This window comes from Streptomyces sp. NPDC032822 (assembly GCF_055578825.1).
On the sequence record NZ_JBVIOL010000004.1, the window covers coordinates 249489 to 267889 of the forward strand.

Sequence of the window (18401 nt, forward strand, 5' to 3'; positions counted from 1 at the left end):
ACCGATGGCCTACCGCGTCTGTTTCGTCTGCACGGGCAACATCTGCCGCTCGCCGATGGCCGAGTCGGTCTTCCGGGTCCGCGTGCGGGAGGCCGGGCTCGACGGGCGCGTGGAGGTCGACAGCGCCGGCACGGGCGGCTGGCACGAGGGTGACAGTGCCGACCCGCGCACCGTCACCGTCCTTGAGAACAGCGGCTACGACGGCGTACACAGGGCCCGGCAGTTCCAGCCGTCGTGGTTCGCCCGCCTCGACCTCGTCATCGCCCTCGACACCGGCCACCTCAAGGCGCTGCGCCGCCTCGCGCCCACCCCGCAGGACGCGGAGAAGGTTCGGCTGCTGCGTTCCTACGATCCCGCCGCGGGCGCCGACCTCGACGTACCGGACCCGTACTACGGGGGCACGGACGGCTTCGAGGAGTGCCTTGAGATGGTGGAGGCGGCGAGCGAGGGGCTGCTCGCGGCGGTACGCGAGAACGTGGAGGGACGGGCGGCATGAGCGCTACGAGTGGGCAGGGGCTCCCTGTGGACAGCGGTGACGGCACGCGCGCGGTGCGGGCGGGGCTGCCCGAGCCGGTCAAGCACGAGCCGACCCTGCCCGGTCCGGTGTTCGCCGCCCACTTCCATCTGCCGGGCGAGGTGACGGGTCCGTACGGCTACGGCCGTGACGACAACCCGACCTGGACCCTGTTGGAGCGCGCGATCGGCGAGCTGGAGGCGCCCGGGCAGGACGGCGTCGAGACGCTCGTGTTCGCCTCGGGCATGGCCGCCATCTCCTCGGTGCTGTTCTCACAGCTGCGGGCCGGGGACGCGGTCGTCCTGCCCGGCGACGGCTACCAGGTGCTGCCCCTGGTCCGTACCCAGTTGGAGGCGTACGGCATCGAGGTGAGGACCGCGCCCACCGGCGGCGACGCCCAGCTCGACGTCCTCGACGGGGCGAAGCTGCTATGGATCGAGACGCCCTCGAACCCCGGGCTCGACGTGTGCGACATCCGCAGGCTCGCCGAGGCGGCACACGCGCGTGGCGCCCTGGTAGCCGTCGACAACACGCTCGCGACGCCGCTCGGACAGCGCCCGCTGGAGCTCGGCGCCGACCTCTCCGTGGCCAGCGGCACCAAGCAGCTCACCGGGCACGGGGACATCCTCCTGGGGTACGTCACCGGCCGCGCCGGCGAGGCCATGGACGCCGTACGCCGCTGGCGGAAGATCGTCGGCGCCATCGCGGGCCCCATGGAGGCCTGGCTCGCCCACCGTTCGATCGCCACGCTCCAGTTGCGGGTCGACCGGCAGAACGCGACCGCCCTGGTGCTCGCTGAGGCGCTGCGGAAACACCCGGAAGTGACCTGGCTGCGCTATCCGGGGCTTCCCGACGACCCCTCCCACCGGGTCGCCTCGCAGCAGATGCGGCGCTACGGGTGCGTGGTCTCCTTCACGCTGCCCACGCGCGCGCGTGCCGACCGTTTTCTCGACGCGCTGCGGCTCGTCGACGACGCGACCAGTTTCGGCGGGGTGCGCTCGACGGCCGAACGCCGCGGACGCTGGGGCGGGGATGCCGTGCCGGACGGTTTCATCCGCTTCTCGGTGGGTGCCGAGGACCCCGAGGACCTGGTGGCGGATGTGCTGCGCGCGCTGGACGAATCGGCCGGCTGACGGCTGGGCGGGCGGGACCCGTCCACGGACGACGGACGGTCCGAGCCTCCCCCCTCGTGGCTCGGACCGTCCTCGGTTCTGCGCGCGAAGAACCGCGCAAGCAAGGCTAGTTGACTCTGTGTCAGTGTCCAATCACCGTAGCGACAGAGACCTATCGACATATTTATAGTTGGGCCCTGCCTCGGCCGGAAGAAGGGCAGGGAAGGGAAGGGCGTCGCCATGGATCTGGCCTTGCTGCGCACCTTTGTGACGGTGCACCGGGCCGGTTCCTTCACTCGCGCCGCCGCCCTGCTCGGCCTGTCCCAGCCTGCCGTCACCTCGCAGATCCGCACGCTGGAGCGGCAGTTGGGGCGCCCCCTGTTCCTCAGGCAGGCCCGTGGAGTGACGCCCACCAGCATCGGCGACGAACTCGCCCACAAGGCCGCGCCGCATCTCGACGCCCTGGTCGAGATCACCGAGACCGGCCTCGACGACGAGTCGTCCTTACGGACGCTGCATCTGGCCGGCCCTCCCGAGTTCACCGCGGAGCGCGCGCTGCCCGCGCTCACCGAGCTGACCGGCGAGGACGGCCAGGGCTTCGCCCTGCGCGCCTCCTTCGGCAACGCCGAGGAAGTCCTGGAAGGACTGGCCGCCGGGCATCACGATCTGGCCATCTGTACGGCCCGTCCACGCGGCGCCCTGCTCACGGCGACTGCGCTCTGCGACGAGGAGCACGTCCTGGTCGCCGCCCCGAGCTGGGCCGAACGGCCCGGCTCGGGAAAACCGGGCCACAGGGAAGCGCGGGTCCTGGAGAACGTCACCTCGGTGAAGGGAGGGCGGGGGCCGGAGGGGGTGCCCAGGACCCGGGAGAGGCGTGTAGCGGAGGGCGTCTCCGCGGCCAGGGGAGAGCGGGCATCGCACGACGTCTCCCCACCTGGATCCGCACCCGCGCTGGAGAACATCCCGGTGATCGAGGTGCACGAGTCGCTGCCCTTCGTCTCCCGTTACTGGGTTTCGGTCTTCGACTCCCTCCCGGCCGCGCCGGGCACCGTGATCGTCCCCGACCTGCGCGCGGTTCTCGCCTGTGCGGTGGCAGGGGCGGGGCTCGCCGTGCTGCCCCGCTATCTGTGCGCAGCGGCCCTGGAACGGGGCGAGGTCGTCGCGCTGCGCGATCCGGCGGTGCCACCCCTGCGTACGTACTTTCTGGTGGTCCGCACCGGCACGCTCGCCATGCCGCACATCACCCGGGCCCACGAGTGGCTGCTGCGGGCTGCGGGCGAGTGGAGCTGAGCCCCGTAAATCCGCTGGTCACGACCTTGCTCCGCGCCCGGTCACGGGCTCGTTCGTCGGCCCGTCCCTCCCTCGCCCCGAACCGATCCCCCGGTGATCCAGAGCGATGACGTCTCGCGATGTTTCACGTGGAACCAGCCGGGCCACATTCCTCCCATGACCGTCCGACCTGTGGTCAAGCGCACCGCCCGTGCTGTTCTGCTGGACGGCGCCGACCTGATTCTGATCAAGCGCACCAAGCCCGGCATGGATTCCTACTGGCTCACTCCCGGCGGCGGGGTCGAGCCGGACGACACCACCGTCGTCGACGCCCTGCACCGCGAGGTGTACGAGGAACTCGGCGCCAAGATCACCGATGTGGTGCCCTGCTTCGTCGACACCGTCGAGCACATCGGCGAGGACGCCGCCTCGACCGGCGTGAAGGTGCAGCACTTCTTCGTCTGCCACCTGGAGTCCATGGACCCGTCGCTGCGGCACGGGCCCGAGATGGACGAACCCGTCGGCGAGTACGAGATCGTCCGGGTGCCGTTCACTCGCGTCGGGATCGCCACCGTGCACCTCGTACCGCTGTCTCTACGGCACTACCTGGACGGCAACATCGAGGGCGTACTCGCCATGCACGCCCCGGATCTCGGCTGACGCCCCCGGCCTGAGTCCGACCCCACCCGGCTGGGCCCCGGACGGGTCACTGAGCGGCGGCCACAAGCTCCTCCACCGAGTCGTGGCGGATGCGTTCCGACGGCATGCCGATGTCCCTGAGCGCGTCCACACCACTGCGGATCATTCCGGGCGGACCGGAGAGATAGGCGTCGTACTCGTTCCACGGGCCGTACTCGCGTATCGCGTCCGGGAGGTGAAGGTGCGCCTGCTGGTCGATGACCGCGCGAACCGAGAGCCAGGGGTGGGACTGCTGGAGCCTGAGCATCGTGTCGATGTCATAGAGGTCGTGATCGGTACGGGCGCCGTAGAACACCTCGACCGGTCGCCGTTCACCGTGTTCGGCGACATCCTCGACGAGTGCCTTGATGGGGGCTATGCCGGTGCCACCGCCGAGGCAGAGCAACCCGCTGTCGGTGGTGTGGTCGACGGTCATCGAACCGGCGGGCGGGCCGAGCCGGATGATGTCGCCGGGCCGGGCTCGGTGCACCAGGGCGTTGGAGACCCAGCCCGCGGGGACGGCCTTCACGTGGAACGACAGCAGACCGTCGGAGCGGGGCGCCGAAGCGAAGGAGTAGTGCCGCCAGATCCTTGGCCACCAGGGCGTTTCCACGCTCGTGTACTGGCCTGCGAGGAAGGGATAGGGCTGGTCGGGGCGGACGGTGACGACGGCGACGTCGGGCGTTCTGAGGTCGTGCGCGACGACTTCCGCGTACCACCAGGCGGGGGCCCGGAGTTCGTCCGCCGCCGCCGCGTCGATCATGACCTGCGAGATCGTCGTGTAGGTCCGGACCCAGGCCGCTTCCAGCTCGGGGTTCCAGATGGCGGCGGCGTACTTGCTGAGGGCGCCGATCAGACATTCGCCGACGGCCGGGTAGTGCTCGGCCCGGGTGCCGTACTTGCGATGGCCGCGGCCGAGGTTCTGCAGGTAGTCGACGAGGACAGCGGTGTTGTCGATGTGCTCGGCCGCGGTGAGGAGCGCCTTGAGCAGCCGGTCCCGCTGGGTGTCCATCGCGGCCGGGAACAACGACCGCAGGTCCGGGTGGCGTACGAAGAGCAACGCGTAGAAGTACGAGGTGACCTTCTCGGCCACGGGGCCGACCTCGGCCATGGTCCGGCGGACGAGGACGGCGTCCGGAGAGGCTGCCTGGGCCGGGGTGGCTGCCGCGGAGGCGTCCTGCTGTGCGGCGAAGCGCTGAGCGGGCACGCGCTGTTGGGCGGGCGGTGCTTCGGGGGCAGCGGTCCGGGTGAGGAAGGGGGCCTCTTCGCGCGCGGCCTGGGCGAGGGGAGCGTGGATCAGCGGGGCCTGGGCGGGCGGATCCGGGGTGGGAGCCGGTAGAGGGGCTGCCGGGGGAGGCGGTGGTGATGCCTCGGGAGCCTGTAGCGCGGCCGGCCTGCCGGTGGCAGTGGTGCCCGTGGTGGTGGCGGCCGGTATGTCGGACGCTGTGACGGGCGGTACGTCTGCTGCCGTCGCTGTCGCCTCTGTGGGCGGTGTGTCGTCCGCGGTCGCACCGAGGGTCGGTACAGCGCCGGTTGTGGTGGCGGGCGGGGCGGTCTCCTGTGTCGGCGTGTGCGTGCCGGTGCCTGTCTCGGTCCTGCCCACCGGGCGCATCGCTGCCAGCCGGCTTCCGTCGGCGGTTTCCTGTTCGCCGCCCGCTGTCGTCTCCGGCTGCGTGCGCGGCGTGAACCAGCCGCTCCCGCCGCCGGAAGTGCCGTTGTCGGCCGACGTGGTGGTCGGAGCGTCCATGATGTGCCTCGCCTCGAACATCTTTCGGTCGGTCTGCGCACTTCCTCGGTTCGGAAGGTGCCTGCTTTCCCCCGCAGACGGCTTGCTCTCGTGTCCGGCGTCGCGGCCAATGCGGCCACATTCAACCCGTGTTCCGGCTCCGTACGGACAAGTAAGGCGAGAGTGTGACATTGGCCGCAGTGCTCTCATCGCAGCGTCACACCCGCTCTGGATGCCCGGGCCGCATAACCGGAAATTCGGTTCTTCGATCTCTCCGTCCCGTTAGGCTGCATTGCCCTGCTCTCGGCCCGCTCAGGGCCTACAGAAGGATTCCCGGCCGGACACGAACCGGAGTCGACCCTACCGGCCGCCGCCGCCCAGACAAGTCCCGCCTCCTCCGCCACGAACACGACGGGGTGGCGAACCATCAATTCCCTCAACTACCGGGCGTGCCGCACCAATTCATAGGCTTCCCACAGATCACGCCCCGTGTAGGAGTGGGTCGAGAGACCGGCGAGATAGCTGTCCGCATTGACCGCGACGGAGATCGGCACCACCCCGAACAGGTCCTTGTCCGACAGCGAGTCCCCGTACGCGACGCAGTCGGCCCGCACCACGCCGAACTCCTCGCACAGCCGGTCGGCGATCACGACTTTGGCCGCCGCGTTGAGCACCCCGGCCGGGTCCAGGGGCTGGACGAACGGCAGCGCGGGAAAACGGGATCCGTGCGCCGCGTGAGCGCCCCAACCGATGAGACGCTCCACGAAGAACGAGGGGGAGAGCGACACCACGGCGCAGTAGTCACCGTCGGCCCTGATTTCCGCCCAGACCTCACGGATGCGTGCCAGCCAGGGGGCGGCTTCGAAGGCCGCTGTCACATGGGCGTCGGTGAGTTCGGCCCAGAGCCTGTGCACCTCCGCCGCATACTCGGGCGGCCCTATCAGCCCCGCTCCGATCGCCTGGTCGAGCGCCACCGCCTCGGCCTCCAAGCCGAGTTGCCGTGAAATCTCCACAGGCGCGGTACTTCCGTGCAGCAACGTGCCGTCGAGGTCGAAGAGGTGAAGTCTGGCCATGTCGCCGAGGCTAGCGGGACTCCTGTCCGGCCTCTCGGTCGGCGGTCGGCGGTCGGACAGTCATCGTTCGCCGATGTTTCACGTGAAACGACCAGCGTCTGTTCGTGGGCTGTGTGCTCGGCCACGACATGGCCAAAAGCTCGTACGTCGCTCGGGAAACAGGTGGACGCCGAGGGTGCCGGTCAGACAGCCTGACCTGCGTGCCGACTCCTTCCTCCACTGACCTGCCCATCCGCCGTCTGACGCGGCGCGACCTCAGCGCCTGTGCCGACTTGTCCGAGGACCGGGGGTGGCCACGCGAGGAGCACAAGTGGGGCCTCCTCCTCTCGGCCGGGAAGGGATACGGCATCGACGACCCCGAGGGCGGACTCGTCAGCGCCTGCGTGGTCACCGAGTACGGATCGCTGGACCAGCCCGATCTCGGGGCGATCGGCATGGTGCTGGTCGCCGAGCGGCATGCCCGCCAGGGCGTCGGACGCCGGCTGATGCAGCACATCCTCTCCGCGATGGGCACCACGCCGCTGACCCTGCACGCGACACCGAACGGCCGGCCGCTCTACGAGGAACTCGGCTTCAAGGTCACCGGCCGGGCCGAGATGCTGCGCGGCCGCTTCTCCCCGGGCGGCTCGCTTCCCGACGTGGCCACCCGTGCGGCGACCGCGGAGGACATCGCCGACATTCTGCGGCTCGACGAGGAGGTGTTCGGCGCCGACCGCACACACGTCGTCACCCGGCTGCCCGCCTTCGCCGACCAGTTGCGTGTCGCCGAGGAGAGCGGCCGGATCATCGGTTACGCGGCGGCCTGGCCCAACATGGACACCCACGTCGTGGGCCCGCTGATCGCCCGCGACACGCAGACGGCCAAGGCGCTGATCGCCTCACTCGCCGCCCACACCGACCGCCCGCTGCGGACCGACATCGACGTGCGCCACGAGGAGTTGGTGGCGTGGGCGAAGGAGCACGGTCTCTCGTCCGCCGCCTTCAACGCCGTCATGACCTACGGCGTCGCGGAACTCCCCGGGGACTGGACGCGCCGCTTCGCGCCGCTGACGGTGGCGGCGGGCTGAGGTTCGAGAGCCAGGACGACGTCACGGCGGCGCCCGTTCCCGGGGATGCGGGAACGGGCGCCGCCGTGTGTGGCCCGTGCCGGGAAAGCCGTACGCCTCAGTGGTGAACGGCCGCCCTCCGGTCCGTCGGCAGGGCCTCCGCGACCACCGCGGGCACGCCGTTCCGGCGTTCCAGAGCGGCCGACAGGAAGGCCAGGAGCAGGGCGCCCGCGGCGAGGGCGGCGCCGACCCAGTTGGGTGCGGTGTATCCGTGGCCGGCCGAGATGACGAGACCGCCGAGCCAGGCGGAGAGCGCGTTGCCGAGGTTGAAGGCGCCGATGTTCACGGCCGAGGCCAGGGTCGGGGCACCGTGCGCCTGGTCGAGGACACGCTTCTGGAGGGGCGGGACGGTCGCGAAGCCCAGGGCACCGATCAACACGATCGTGACGGCCGCCAGAACCTTGTGGTGGGCAGTGAGCGTGAAGAGGGCGAGAACGACGGCGAGCGCGCCCAGCGAGACGTAGAGAAGGGGCATCAAGGCGCGGTCGGCGTACTTGCCGCCGACGAGGTTGCCGGCGACCATACCGAGGCCGAAGAGGACCAGCAGCCAGGTGACCGAGCCGTCGGCGAAACCGGCGACATGCGTCATCATCGGCGCGATGTAGGTGATGGCCGCGAAGACGCCGCCGAAGCCGAGGACGGTCATCGCCATCGCGAGCAGGACCTGCGCGTTCTTGAAGGCGGCCAGTTCATGGCGCAGGCTCACGCCCTCCGCCCGGGGCATCTCGGGGACGAGCCTGGCGATGCCGAGCAGACCGATCACGCCCAGGGCGGCGACGATCGCGAAGGTGACGCGCCAGCCGACGGACTGCCCGACGAGCGTGCCCAGCGGAACGCCGACCACGTTGGCGACGGTCAGACCGGTGAACATCATCGCGATGGCCCCGGCCCTCTTACCGGGGGCTACCAGGTCGGCAGCGACGACCGAGCCGATGCCGAAGAAGGCCCCATGGGCGAGTGAGGCGACGACCCGGCCTATCAGCATGACGCTGAAGGCGGGGGCGAGGGCGGACAGCAGGTTGCCGGCGATGAACAGCCCCATCAGCAGCATCAGCATCCGCTTGCGGGAGATCTTGGTGCCGAGCACGGTCATCAGCGGGGCGCCGAACATGACGCCGAGGGCGTATCCGGTCACCAGGAACCCGGCGGTGGGAATGGAGACACCGAAGTCGCCCGCGACCTCGGGCAGCAGACCCATGATCACGAACTCGGTCGTTCCGATTCCGAAGGCCCCGATCGCGAGGGCGAGAAGAGCGAGCGGCATAGGGGGATGACACCTTCCCAGACGATTGCAGGAGCGCGTTACGCACAGACACATTAGTTGCAGACGCTCTATATATGCAAACGCTGACTATTTCGATGTCGTTATACCCTGATGACAGCCACTCCCGGACGGAGGAGAACGTCGATGACCGCCACAGACCCTGCACTCACCGCCCTCGCCCAGGGCTGGTGCGCCCTCTCCCTGCTGCACGGCAGTATCGAGGCCCACATCGAGCGGGCCCTGCAGAGCGGGCACGACCTCAGCGTGCGCGAGTACTCCCTCCTCGACGTCCTCAGCCGCCAGCACGACGGCGAAGGCGGCCACCTCCAGATGAAGCAGGTCGCCGACGCCGTCGTCCTCAGCCAGAGCGCCACCACCCGCCTCGTCACCCGCCTCGAGGACCGTGGCCTGCTCACGCGCTACCTCTGCCCCACCGACCGCCGCGGCATCTACACCAACGTCACCCCCGCAGGTCTCGCCCTCCTCGAACAAGCCCGCCCCACCAACGAGACTGCCCTGCGCCAAGCCCTCGACAACGCCGCCGACAACCCCCAGCTCACCCCCCTCGTGCAAGCCGTCGAAACCCTCCACACCCCCGCTTAGGCAAGGGCGCCACTGCGTAGGGTGCGGGCATGGGAGATCTTGAGATACGGCCCACCACCGCGGACGACGTTCCCGCGATCGTCGCCCTGCTCGCCGACGACCCCCTGGGTGCCCGGCGTGAGTCGCCGGACGACCTGACGCCGTACCTGGCGGCACTGGAACGTCTGACGAACGATCCGCACCAGCATCTGGTGGTCGCCGTCCGCGAAGGCCGCGTCGTCGGCACGCTTCAGCTCACGATCATTCCCGGGCTGTCCCGACGCGGCTCCACCCGGTCGATCATCGAGGGCGTGCGTATCCACGCGGACGAACGAGGCAGCGGCCTGGGGACGCTGCTCATCGAGTGGGCGATCCAGGAATCCCGTCGCCAGGACTGCCAGTTGGTCCAGCTGACCTCGGACAACACCCGCACGGACGCCCACCGCTTCTATGAACGGCTCGGCTTCACGGCCTCACACACGGGCTTCAAGCTCCAGCTGTGACATGACGACGCGGCGGTCTGTTTCACGTGAAACAGACCGCTTCCACGCGAGCACGGCTAGCCGATGCCTCGCCAGCCCTCGGGATCCACCCCACCGGGCAGGGAAGCCTCCTCTCCGTACGGCTGACGCGTGAAGACGAAGGACCCGAGGTCCACATGGCTCACGATCCCCTCCGGGCTCCGTACGGCCTTCAGGAGCTCCCCGGCGTAGTAGCCCTCCAGTCCCGTCCAGGTACCGTCGCCGTTCGCCCGGAACCGCGAACGGCGGCCCTTGCCGGAGAGGGGCTCCAGCGAGAGGAGCCCGTCGGCTGTCAGCCGCAGGGCGAAGGCATGCGTCCCCCAGTACCACTGACCCGCCAACTCAAGTACGGCTGCGTCGACTTCGGCCAAGGGCCGCCACGGATCGGGGATGCGCGGCTCGGCCTCGGCCACGATCCGTACGAGATCGGCGCCCACGACCGACAGCGACGGGCCGGAGGTGCAGTTGGCGAGCACCACGGCCGCCACGTCGTCCGCCACACCGAGGGTGAGGTTGGCGAGGAAGCCCGGCAACGACCCCGAATGCCCCACGAGCAGGCGTCCGTCCCGCTGCTGGATCTGCAGCCCGAGACCGTACGCGGCGCCGTCCATGACATCCGCGGTCTCGGCCGGCGCCGCGGGCGTCCGCATCTCCCGCAGGGTCTCGGCGCTCAGCACCCGATCGTCCCCCTTCGCCAGGAAGACGGCGAACCTCGCCAAGTCCCCGGTGGTCGACCAGAGTTGACCGGCGGGCGCCATCAGTCCGAGGTCCTCGACGGGCTCCGGCAGCATCGCGTCGGCCCAGGGGTGCACGGCCCAGCCACCGGCATGAGGGGACCGCGCCTGCGTACTCGTACGGTCGAGCCCCAGGGGTGCGAGCACTTCTCGCCGCAGAACCTCCTCCCACGGGGCCCCGCGCAGCCTCTCGACCAGCGCGCCCAGGAGGGTGTAGCCGGGGTTGGAGTAGTGGAAGCGGCGGCCGACCGGATGCCGGAAGGGTCGCTCCCCCAGCACGTCGGCGAGTTCGGGGCGTAGGGAGCCCGGAGTCCGCTCCCACCACGGCGCAGGTGACTCGGCCGCCAGACCGCTCGTGTGGGCGAGCAGCTCGGCGATCGTGGCCTCCCCCGCACCGGTGTCCGGCACGTGCTTCTCCAACGGGTCACTCAGGTCGAGCACGCCCTCGTCGCGCAGCCGCAGCACCAGAACAGCGGTGAAGGTCTTGGTGATCGACCCGATCCGGTACTGCACGTCCTCGTCGGGACCGTGCCCCTCCACCGAGGTCCGCGAACCGTGCCACACCGCCCGCCCACCCCGGACGACCGCGGCGACCAGCGACGGCGCACGTCCTTCGGCCTGGGCCACGGCAATCCGGTGCAACAGCGCCCGGCGGGTACCGGGAAGCAACTCTTCCTGAGGTGTCGTCATGACCCCAGTTCATCCCGCGGGAAGCCCGGGCGTCGAACGCATAAGACCCGGTGGGAGTGGTTCAGGTCTGCGCCATGTCCACGAAGCGCGAGTAGTGGCCCTGGAAGGCGACCGTGATCGTCGCCGTCGGGCCGTTACGGTGCTTGCCCACGATGATGTCCGCCTCGCCCGCGCGCGGCGACTCCTTCTCGTAGGCGTCCTCGCGGTGCAGCAGGATCACCATGTCCGCGTCCTGCTCGATGGAGCCGGACTCACGCAGGTCGGACACCATCGGCTTCTTGTCGGTGCGCTGTTCGGGACCACGGTTGAGCTGCGAGAGCGCGATCACCGGGACCTCGATCTCCTTGGCCAGGAGCTTGAGGTTACGGGACATGTCCGAGACCTCCTGCTGACGGCTCTCGGAACGCTTGGAGCCACCGCCCTGCATCAGCTGCAGATAGTCGATGATCACGAGCTTGATGTCGTTGCGCTGCTTCAGCCGACGACACTTCGCGCGGATCTCCATCATCGACAGGTTCGGGGAGTCGTCGATGTAGAGCGGCGCGGACGACACCTCGGGCATCCGGCGCGCCAGGCGGGTCCAGTCGTCGTCCGTCATCGTGCCGGAGCGCATGTGGTGCAGGGCCACTCTCGCCTCCGCCGACAGCAGACGCATCGCGATCTCGTTGCGGCCCATTTCGAGGGAGAAGATGACGCTCGGCAGGTTGTGCTTGATGGACGCGGCCCGCGCGAAGTCCAGCGCGAGCGTGGACTTGCCCATGGCGGGGCGGGCCGCGATGACGATCATCTGGCCCGGGTGCAGGCCGTTGGTGAGCGAGTCGAGGTCCGTGAAGCCGGTGGGCACACCGGTCATCTCGCCACTGCGCGAGCCGATCGCCTCGATCTCGTCGAGCGCGCCCTCCATGATGTCGCCCAGCGGCAGGTAGTCCTCGCTGGTGCGCTGCTCGGTGACCGCGTAGATCTCCGCCTGGGCCCGGTTGACGATCTCGTCGACGTCGTCCTCGGCCGCGTACCCCATCTGTGTGATGCGGGTGCCGGCCTCGACCAGGCGGCGCAGCACGGCGCGCTCATGAACGATCTCCGCGTAGTACTCCGCGTTCGCCGCCGTCGGCACGGTCTGGACGAGAGTGTGCAGATACGAGGCCCCGCCGACCTTGTTGATCTCGCCGCGCTTGGTGAGCTCGGCGGCGATCGTGATGGGGTCGGCCGGCTCGCCCTTGGCATAGATGTCGAGGATCGCCTGGAAGACCGTCTCATGGGCGGGCTTGTAGAAGTCGTGGCCCTTGAGGACCTCGACGACGTCGGCGATGGCGTCCTTGGACAGAAGCATGCCGCCGAGGACGGACTGTTCGGCATCGAGGTCCTGTGGCGGAACGCGTTCGAAGGACGAACCTCCGCCGCCCTCCCAGGCGCCGTTCTCCCCGCCTCTGTCGTGCTGCTCGTCGCGGCCCCGGGCTCCGTCGCCGCGTCGGCGTGAGGAGGGCAGACGATCACTGGGACCGCTGTCGGCCCAGGGGTCGTCCAAAGGCTCGGAAATACTCACCGAGCCACCTCCTCTCGTCCGCAGAGCGGACCTAGCCGTGCCCCTCATTTCTACGGCACGGCACTGACAAATGAGGCGCCCAACTCCGGTTCAGGCGCGTCGGTTTTGTGATGGTTTCCAGGCCGACGGACGGAGTGGGCGCCGGTCCACGGTAGGCCCGCGGGCACCGTCAGCCAATCTGGTTATCCACAGGCCATGTGGACGACGGCCCGGATGCTGTGGAGAACTCCGCAAAACCTGTGCACGACACGGTGGACAGCCCTGTGAACAAGCTGGGACTCCTCTCAGCACAAATGCCCTGACCTGCGAATTTCCCGTCCACCGGCTGTGCAGAAGAAAAACTTTCCCACTCAGACCAAGATCACATCGAACGGTGCACAAGCGTGCGCACCACGCAACAACGAGTAAGGGTCAGTAAGTCATTGCATCTCTTACCTGTGGACGATTAGATTGGTGCTCATGACACAGGCTCCCGCGGCCCTCAAGGCCACCCGCCGCCGACACGACCGTGAGATCGTCGCGCTGGCCGTTCCGGCCTTCGGCGCGCTGGTCGCCGAGCCGCTCTTCGTCATGGCCGACAGCGCGATCGTCGGCCATCTCGGCACAGCCCAACTCGCCGGACTCGGCATCGCCTCGGCCGTCCTCATGACCGCCGTCAGCATCTTCGTCTTCCTCGCCTACGCGACCACGGCGGCCGTCGCCCGGCGTGTCGGTGCGGGCGACCTTCAGGCCGCCATCCGCCAGGGCATGGACGGTGTCTGGCTGGCCCTGCTGCTCGGCATCGCCGTCATCGCCGTCGTCGTGCCGACGGCACCGACCATCGTGGACCTCTTCGGCGCCTCCGACGCCGCGGCCTCGTACGCGATCACGTATCTACGGATCTCGACCCTGGGCATCCCGGCCATGCTCGTCGTGCTCGCTGCCACCGGTGTTCTGCGCGGATTGCAGGACACGAAGACCCCGCTGTACGTCGCCGGCGCCGGCTTCATCGCCAACGCCGTCCTCAACGTGATCCTCGTCTACGGCGCCGGCCTCGGCATCGCAGGATCCGCCTGGGGCACGGTGATCGCCCAGTGCGGTATGGCCGGCGCCTACCTCGTGGTGGTGGTCCGCGGCGCCCGTCGGCACCATGCCTCACTGCGCCCCGACCTTGCCGGGATCCGGGCCTCCGCACAGGCCGGCGTCCCTCTGCTGGTCCGTACGCTCTCGCTGCGGGCGATCCTGATGATCGCCACCGCCGTGGCTGCCCGTCTCGGTGACGCCGACATCGCCGCGCACCAGATCATCCTGTCGCTCTGGAGCCTGCTCGCCTTCGCGCTCGATGCCATCGCCATCGCCGGGCAGGCCATCATCGGCCGGTACCTCGGTGCCGACGACCCGGAAGGCGCCCGCCGCGTCTGTCGTCGGATGGTGCAGTGGGGTATCGCGGTCGGCATCGTGCTCGGCGTGCTGGTCGTGATCAGCCGCCCGGTGTTCCTGTCCCTGTTCACCAGTGACTCCGTGGTGAAGGACGCCGCCCTGCCCGCTCTCGTGATCGTCGCTCTGTCGCAGCCGATCTGCGGCGTGGTCTTCGTCCTGGACGGAGTCCTGATGGGCGCGGGCGACGGGCCGTACCTGGCGGGGGCCATGCTGGTCACTCTGGCGGTGTTCATCCCCGTCGCCCTCCTGGTTCCGGCACTCGGCGGCGGGCTCACGGCGCTCTGGCTGGCCATGACGTTGATGATGACCGTGCGCATGGTGACGTTGTGGCTGCGTACCCGCTCCGGACGCTGGCTGGTGACGGGGGCGACGCGCTGACTGTTTCACGTGAAACCGGCGTTTCACGTGAAACATGGTCCCTGGCGGATCTCCGGCACGCGGAAGGGGCCGCACCCGAGTGGGTGCGGCCCCTCCTCTCAGCAGTCCTGGCCGAGTGCGGCGATCAGGCCGCGACAACCTCGATGTTGACCTTGGCGGCAACCTCGGGGTGCAGGCGCACGGACGTCTCGTGGGCGCCCAGCGTCTTGATCGGCGTACCGAGCTCGATGCGGCGCTTGTCGACCTCGGGGCCACCGGAAGCCTTGATCGCCGAAGCGATGTCGGCCGGGGTGACGGAACCGAAGAGACGACCGGCGTCGCCGGAGCGAACGGCCAGACGAACCTTGACACCTTCGAGCTGGGCCTTCACAGAGTTGGCCTGCTCGATGGTCTGGATCTCGTGGATCTTGCGAGCGCGACGAATCTGCTCGACGTCCTTCTCGCCACCCTTGGTCCAGCGGATAGCGAACTTCCGCGGGATCAGGTAGTTGCGAGCGTAACCGTCCTTGACGTCGACGACGTCGCCCGCGGCACCGAGGCCGGAGACCTCGTGGGTGAGGATGATCTTCATTTTTCGGTCACCCTTCCCTTATCGCGCGGTGGAGGTGTAGGGCAGCAGCGCCATCTCACGGCTGTTCTTCACAGCCGTGGCGACGTCACGCTGGTGCTGCGTGCAGTTGCCGGTCACGCGGCGGGCACGGATCTTGCCGCGGTCGGAAATGAACTTCCGCAGCATGTTCGTGTCCTTGTAGTCCACGTACTGGACCTTGTCCTTGCAGAATGCGCAGACCTTCTTCTTCGGCTTGCGCACAGGCGGCTTCGCCATGGTGTATCTCCTGTGTGATCAAGAAGTTTGGGTACGACCCGTCCCTCGGCCCGAAGGCCTAGAAGGGGGGCTCGTCCGAGTAGCCGCCGCCGCTGGCAGCGCCACCGCCGCCGGAGTTTCCACCCCAGCCGCCGCCACCGCCGCCGCCCTGGTTGCCACCGGCGGGAGCGCCGGTCGCCCACGGGTCGTCAGCGGGAGCACCGCCGCCGCCCTGCTGGCCGCCGCCGGAGCCTCCGCCCCAGCTGCCGCCACCCTGGCCGCCGCCACCGCCACCACCGCCGCTGTAACCACCCTGACCACCGCGACCGGCGGTCTTGGTGACCTTGGCCGTGGCACTGCGCAGGCTGGCACCGACTTCCTCGACGTCCAGTTCGTAGACCGTGCGCTTGACGCCCTCACGGTCCTCGTAGGACCGCTGCTTCAACCGGCCCTGCACGATGACGCGCATGCCTCGCTGGAGCGACTCGGCAACGTTCTCCGCCGCCTGACGCCAGACCGAGCAGGTCAGGAACAGGCTTTCGCCGTCCTTCCACTCGTTGGTCTGACGGTCGAAGGTGCGGGGAGTGGACGCGACACGGAACTTCGCGACCGCCGCACCGGAAGGGGTGAAACGCAGCTCGGGGTCGTCGACAAGATTGCCGACGACCGTGATGACGGTCTCGCCTGCCATGGGGGAACCTCTCGGCGGGTTTGCTGCTGGCTGCTTGGTGCTGCTACTCGGATCCCGAAATCAGCTGAGCGGGAGAGCTCAGTGGGTCTCGGGGCGGAGGACCTTGGTCCGGAGGACCGACTCGTTCAGGTTCAGCTGGCGGTCGAGCTCCTTGACGACCGCAGGCTCGGCCTGCAGGTCGATGACCGAGTAGATGCCCTCGGGCTTCTTCTTGATCTCGTACGAGAGACGACGACGGCCCCAGGTGTCGACCTTCTCGACCTTTCCGTTGCCCTCACGGACGACGGAGAGGAAGTTCTCGATCAGGGGGGCGACAGCGCGCTCCTCCAGATCGGGGTCGAGGATGACCATCACCTCGTAGTGACGCATGTGGAACCCACCTCCTTTGGACTCAGCGGCCACGGTCGTTCCGTGGCAGGAGGGTTGTTTATGCGTACGCCACGGTATCCGCCGCCACTGACAATCGAGGTTTCCCGAGGGAAGTCGCCTGTTGTGACATGGGCAGACACCGGTGCAGACGGTACAGAGTACCCGCACAGCGGCTTCCGGTTGAAATCCGGCCCCGAGGACCGTCAGTCTGTACACATCGGGTGTGCATGGCGCTACGATGCGCCGTCTTCCGCAGGAGGTGCCCTATGGCACAAGCATTGCGACCCAACACCGTCGGAGGCCTGTTCGCCACGGACGGCAAGCCCCACCCCGTCCAGGACACGCTGCTCGCGGTGACACTGGTACTGGGCATCACGTCGTTCGTCACGGCGATGTTCCACAGTCTGCATCTGCTCAGCTCCTGGACCGGCCTGGTGGGAATCCTCGCCGGCGCGTACGGGCAGTGGATCTCGGAGACGACACGTGAGCGCTTCGGGCTGATCCTCGGCCTGGGAGCGTCCGCGATCGGCTTCTTCCTCGGCATGGCACACGGCGGTCTCTTCGGCGGGGTCGTCGGCTGACGCCACGGACACTGTCCACCGAACACCACATAAAGCACGGCGGAACGCCTCGGCGGCCGACAGGCCGGGGCGAAGGTGCCGTACGCCCAGTCGGGGCGCTCGAAAGGCGCAGTAGGCTTCGGCGCGAGAGCCGGAGCCCCTGTACCCATGGGGACACACCAGCCCGAGGAGCGCCCCGAATGAGCCTGACCCTGAGGACAATCAGTCGCGAGCAGCATCTGGCGTACATCCAGAGCCTGCCGTCGGCGAGCCACATGCAGGTTCCGGCCTGGGCCGACGTCAAGGCGGAGTGGCGCTCCGAGAGCCTCGGCTGGTTCGACGACCGCACCGGCGAGCTGGTCGGCGCGGGCCTCGTCCTCTACCGTCAGCTGCCCAAGATCAAGCGCTACCTCGCTTATCTGCCCGAGGGCCCGGTCATCAACTGGTTCGCGCCGAATCTGACCGAGTGGCTGGAACCGATGCTGGCGCACCTCAAGCACCAGGGCGCCTTCTCCGTGAAGATGGGCCCGCCCGTCATCATCCGGCGCTGGGAGGCCACCTCCATCAAGGGGGGCATCCAGAACCCGGACGTGAAGCGACTGCGTGACATCGAGGCCGACTTCATCGAACCCCGGGCCTTCGAGGTCGCCGACAAGCTGCGTCGCATGGGCTGGCAGCAGGGCGAGGACGGGGGCGCCGGCTTCGGCGACGTACAGCCCCGCTACGTCTTCCAGGTGCCGCTGGCCAACCGCTCGCTCGAAGAGGTCCACAAGAACTTCAACCAGCTGTGGCGCCGCAACATCAAGAAGGCCGAGAAGGCCGGTGTCGAGGTCGTCCAGGGCAGCTACAACGACCTTGAGGAATGGCAGCGTCTGTACGAGATCACAGCGGTGCGCGACCACTTCCGACCGCGCCCGCTCGCGTACTTCCAGCGCATGTGGACGGCCCTCAACACCGAGGACCCCAACCGCATGCGGCTCTACTTCGCCCGCCACAACGGCGTGAACCTGTCGGCCGCGACGATGCTCATCGTCGGCGGACACGTCTGGTACTCCTACGGCGCCTCCGACAACATCGGCCGTGAGGTCCGGCCCTCGAACGCGATGCAGTGGCGGATGCTGCGCGACGCCTACGCGCTCGGCGGCACGGTCTACGACCTGCGGGGCATCTCCGACTCGCTGGACGAGACCGACCACCTGTTCGGCCTGATCCAGTTCAAGGTGGGCACGGGCGGTGAGGCCGCCGAGTACCTCGGTGAGTGGGACTTCCCGCTGAACAAGCTGCTCCACAAGGCGCTCGACATCTACATGTCGCGCCGCTGACCAAGCGTTCTTCGCTTCAACAGTCCTCATACCTCTGATACACCG

General features: G+C 68.7%; 19 protein-coding genes. 10 read left to right on the forward strand and 9 right to left on the reverse strand.

Annotated elements, in window-relative coordinates; genetic code table 11:
- Positions 1-4: 4 nt before the first annotated feature.
- From ACZ5VD_RS13630 to ACZ5VD_RS13645, 4 genes are all read left to right on the forward strand, one after another.
- Positions 5-496 (forward strand): low molecular weight protein-tyrosine-phosphatase, encoded by a 492-nt coding sequence (locus tag ACZ5VD_RS13630; RefSeq protein WP_468682303.1) that lies wholly within the window; start codon positions 5-7, stop codon positions 494-496.
- Positions 493-1647 carry a cystathionine gamma-lyase gene (locus tag ACZ5VD_RS13635; RefSeq protein ID WP_468550094.1) on the forward strand — a complete coding sequence of 385 codons (1155 nt, stop codon included), beginning with the start codon at positions 493-495 and terminating at the stop codon, positions 1645-1647. The genes ACZ5VD_RS13630 and ACZ5VD_RS13635 overlap by 4 nt, the downstream gene beginning before the upstream one ends.
- A gap of 219 nt (positions 1648-1866) precedes the next feature.
- The gene (locus ACZ5VD_RS13640) at positions 1867-2916 is read left to right on the forward strand and encodes a LysR family transcriptional regulator (protein ID WP_468682304.1); all 1050 of its coding nucleotides are present in this window, start codon (positions 1867-1869) and stop codon (positions 2914-2916) included.
- A gap of 156 nt (positions 2917-3072) precedes the next feature.
- A complete protein-coding gene (locus tag ACZ5VD_RS13645) occupies positions 3073-3555 on the forward strand; it encodes an NUDIX domain-containing protein (RefSeq protein WP_468550092.1) in 483 nt (160 codons plus the stop codon).
- A 46-nt stretch (positions 3556-3601) separates the two neighbouring features.
- Here the strand turns inward: ACZ5VD_RS13645 and ACZ5VD_RS13650 are convergent, their stop codons facing one another.
- Together ACZ5VD_RS13650 and ACZ5VD_RS13655 are read right to left on the reverse strand one after the other, a co-directional pair.
- On the reverse strand, positions 3602-5320 hold the full coding sequence (locus ACZ5VD_RS13650) for a globin domain-containing protein (protein ID WP_468682305.1): 1719 nt from the start codon (positions 5318-5320) through the stop codon (positions 3602-3604).
- A 419-nt stretch (positions 5321-5739) separates the two neighbouring features.
- A complete protein-coding gene (locus tag ACZ5VD_RS13655; RefSeq protein ID WP_468682306.1) occupies positions 5740-6372 on the reverse strand; it encodes an HAD family hydrolase in 633 nt (210 codons plus the stop codon).
- A 200-nt stretch (positions 6373-6572) separates the two neighbouring features.
- On the opposite strand from ACZ5VD_RS13655, the gene ACZ5VD_RS13660 reads away from it, so the two are divergent.
- Complete coding sequence (locus ACZ5VD_RS13660) at positions 6573-7439, forward strand: GNAT family N-acetyltransferase (protein WP_468682307.1); 867 nt, start codon at positions 6573-6575, stop codon at positions 7437-7439.
- Between the two features lie 97 nt (positions 7440-7536).
- Here ACZ5VD_RS13660 and ACZ5VD_RS13665 read toward each other — a convergent pair whose 3' ends face one another.
- The gene (locus ACZ5VD_RS13665) at positions 7537-8742 is read right to left on the reverse strand and encodes an MFS transporter (protein WP_468550088.1); all 1206 of its coding nucleotides are present in this window, start codon (positions 8740-8742) and stop codon (positions 7537-7539) included.
- Between the two features lie 144 nt (positions 8743-8886).
- Here ACZ5VD_RS13665 and ACZ5VD_RS13670 point away from each other — a divergent pair, with 144 nt between their 5' ends.
- Positions 8887-9345 (forward strand): MarR family winged helix-turn-helix transcriptional regulator, encoded by a 459-nt coding sequence (locus ACZ5VD_RS13670; protein ID WP_468550087.1) that lies wholly within the window; start codon positions 8887-8889, stop codon positions 9343-9345.
- Between the two features lie 29 nt (positions 9346-9374).
- Complete coding sequence (locus ACZ5VD_RS13675) at positions 9375-9827, forward strand: GNAT family N-acetyltransferase (protein ID WP_468682308.1); 453 nt, start codon at positions 9375-9377, stop codon at positions 9825-9827.
- A 56-nt stretch (positions 9828-9883) separates the two neighbouring features.
- Here the strand turns inward: ACZ5VD_RS13675 and ACZ5VD_RS13680 are convergent, their stop codons facing one another.
- Positions 9884-11269 carry a serine hydrolase domain-containing protein gene (locus tag ACZ5VD_RS13680; protein WP_468682309.1) on the reverse strand — a complete coding sequence of 462 codons (1386 nt, stop codon included), beginning with the start codon at positions 11267-11269 and terminating at the stop codon, positions 9884-9886.
- A gap of 61 nt (positions 11270-11330) precedes the next feature.
- Positions 11331-12812, reverse strand: coding sequence for a replicative DNA helicase (dnaB, locus tag ACZ5VD_RS13685; RefSeq protein ID WP_468550084.1), 1482 nt, complete (start codon positions 12810-12812; stop codon positions 11331-11333).
- Between the two features lie 459 nt (positions 12813-13271).
- On the opposite strand from dnaB, the gene ACZ5VD_RS13690 reads away from it, so the two are divergent.
- Positions 13272-14609 (forward strand): MATE family efflux transporter, encoded by a 1338-nt coding sequence (locus ACZ5VD_RS13690; protein ID WP_468682310.1) that lies wholly within the window; start codon positions 13272-13274, stop codon positions 14607-14609.
- Positions 14610-14733: 124 nt separating this feature from the next.
- Here ACZ5VD_RS13690 and rplI read toward each other — a convergent pair whose 3' ends face one another.
- The 4 genes from rplI to rpsF all read right to left on the reverse strand — a co-directional run bounded on the left by rplI (position 14734) and on the right by rpsF (position 16474).
- Positions 14734-15180 carry a 50S ribosomal protein L9 gene (rplI, locus tag ACZ5VD_RS13695; RefSeq protein ID WP_286063466.1) on the reverse strand — a complete coding sequence of 149 codons (447 nt, stop codon included), beginning with the start codon at positions 15178-15180 and terminating at the stop codon, positions 14734-14736.
- 18 nt (positions 15181-15198) lie between these two features.
- Positions 15199-15435 carry a 30S ribosomal protein S18 gene (gene rpsR / locus ACZ5VD_RS13700; RefSeq protein WP_006381652.1) on the reverse strand — a complete coding sequence of 79 codons (237 nt, stop codon included), beginning with the start codon at positions 15433-15435 and terminating at the stop codon, positions 15199-15201.
- 58 nt (positions 15436-15493) lie between these two features.
- Positions 15494-16105: a single-stranded DNA-binding protein gene (locus ACZ5VD_RS13705; protein WP_468682311.1), complete on the reverse strand. Its 612-nt coding sequence runs from the start codon at positions 16103-16105 to the stop codon at positions 15494-15496.
- 78 nt (positions 16106-16183) lie between these two features.
- Positions 16184-16474: a 30S ribosomal protein S6 gene (rpsF, locus tag ACZ5VD_RS13710; protein WP_007383258.1), complete on the reverse strand. Its 291-nt coding sequence runs from the start codon at positions 16472-16474 to the stop codon at positions 16184-16186.
- 266 nt (positions 16475-16740) lie between these two features.
- Between rpsF and ACZ5VD_RS13715 the strand changes: the two genes are divergently transcribed.
- Entirely contained in the window at positions 16741-17055 is a 315-nt protein-coding gene (locus tag ACZ5VD_RS13715) for a hypothetical protein (RefSeq protein ID WP_468550081.1), read from the forward strand.
- Positions 17056-17234: 179 nt separating this feature from the next.
- Positions 17235-18356: a peptidoglycan bridge formation glycyltransferase FemX gene (gene femX / locus ACZ5VD_RS13720; protein WP_468550080.1), complete on the forward strand. Its 1122-nt coding sequence runs from the start codon at positions 17235-17237 to the stop codon at positions 18354-18356.
- Positions 18357-18401: the final 45 nt, after the last annotated feature.

Coding starts and splice junctions, on each gene's coding strand:
- ACZ5VD_RS13630 (WP_468682303.1), top strand. CDS start 5: ATGGCCTACCGCGTCTGTTTCGTCTGCACGGGCAACATCTGCCGCTCG.
- ACZ5VD_RS13635 (WP_468550094.1), top strand. CDS start 493: ATGAGCGCTACGAGTGGGCAGGGGCTCCCTGTGGACAGCGGTGACGGC.
- ACZ5VD_RS13640 (WP_468682304.1), top strand. CDS start 1,867: ATGGATCTGGCCTTGCTGCGCACCTTTGTGACGGTGCACCGGGCCGGT.
- ACZ5VD_RS13645 (WP_468550092.1), top strand. CDS start 3,073: ATGACCGTCCGACCTGTGGTCAAGCGCACCGCCCGTGCTGTTCTGCTG.
- ACZ5VD_RS13650 (WP_468682305.1), bottom strand. CDS start 5,320: ATGGACGCTCCGACCACCACGTCGGCCGACAACGGCACTTCCGGCGGC.
- ACZ5VD_RS13655 (WP_468682306.1), bottom strand. CDS start 6,372: ATGGCCAGACTTCACCTCTTCGACCTCGACGGCACGTTGCTGCACGGA.
- ACZ5VD_RS13665 (WP_468550088.1), bottom strand. CDS start 8,742: ATGCCGCTCGCTCTTCTCGCCCTCGCGATCGGGGCCTTCGGAATCGGA.
- ACZ5VD_RS13670 (WP_468550087.1), top strand. CDS start 8,887: ATGACCGCCACAGACCCTGCACTCACCGCCCTCGCCCAGGGCTGGTGC.
- ACZ5VD_RS13675 (WP_468682308.1), top strand. CDS start 9,375: ATGGGAGATCTTGAGATACGGCCCACCACCGCGGACGACGTTCCCGCG.
- ACZ5VD_RS13680 (WP_468682309.1), bottom strand. CDS start 11,269: ATGACGACACCTCAGGAAGAGTTGCTTCCCGGTACCCGCCGGGCGCTG.
- ACZ5VD_RS13690 (WP_468682310.1), top strand. CDS start 13,272: ATGACACAGGCTCCCGCGGCCCTCAAGGCCACCCGCCGCCGACACGAC.
- rplI (WP_286063466.1), bottom strand. CDS start 15,180: ATGAAGATCATCCTCACCCACGAGGTCTCCGGCCTCGGTGCCGCGGGC.
- rpsR (WP_006381652.1), bottom strand. CDS start 15,435: ATGGCGAAGCCGCCTGTGCGCAAGCCGAAGAAGAAGGTCTGCGCATTC.
- ACZ5VD_RS13705 (WP_468682311.1), bottom strand. CDS start 16,105: ATGGCAGGCGAGACCGTCATCACGGTCGTCGGCAATCTTGTCGACGAC.
- rpsF (WP_007383258.1), bottom strand. CDS start 16,474: ATGCGTCACTACGAGGTGATGGTCATCCTCGACCCCGATCTGGAGGAG.
- ACZ5VD_RS13715 (WP_468550081.1), top strand. CDS start 16,741: ATGGCACAAGCATTGCGACCCAACACCGTCGGAGGCCTGTTCGCCACG.
- femX (WP_468550080.1), top strand. CDS start 17,235: ATGAGCCTGACCCTGAGGACAATCAGTCGCGAGCAGCATCTGGCGTAC.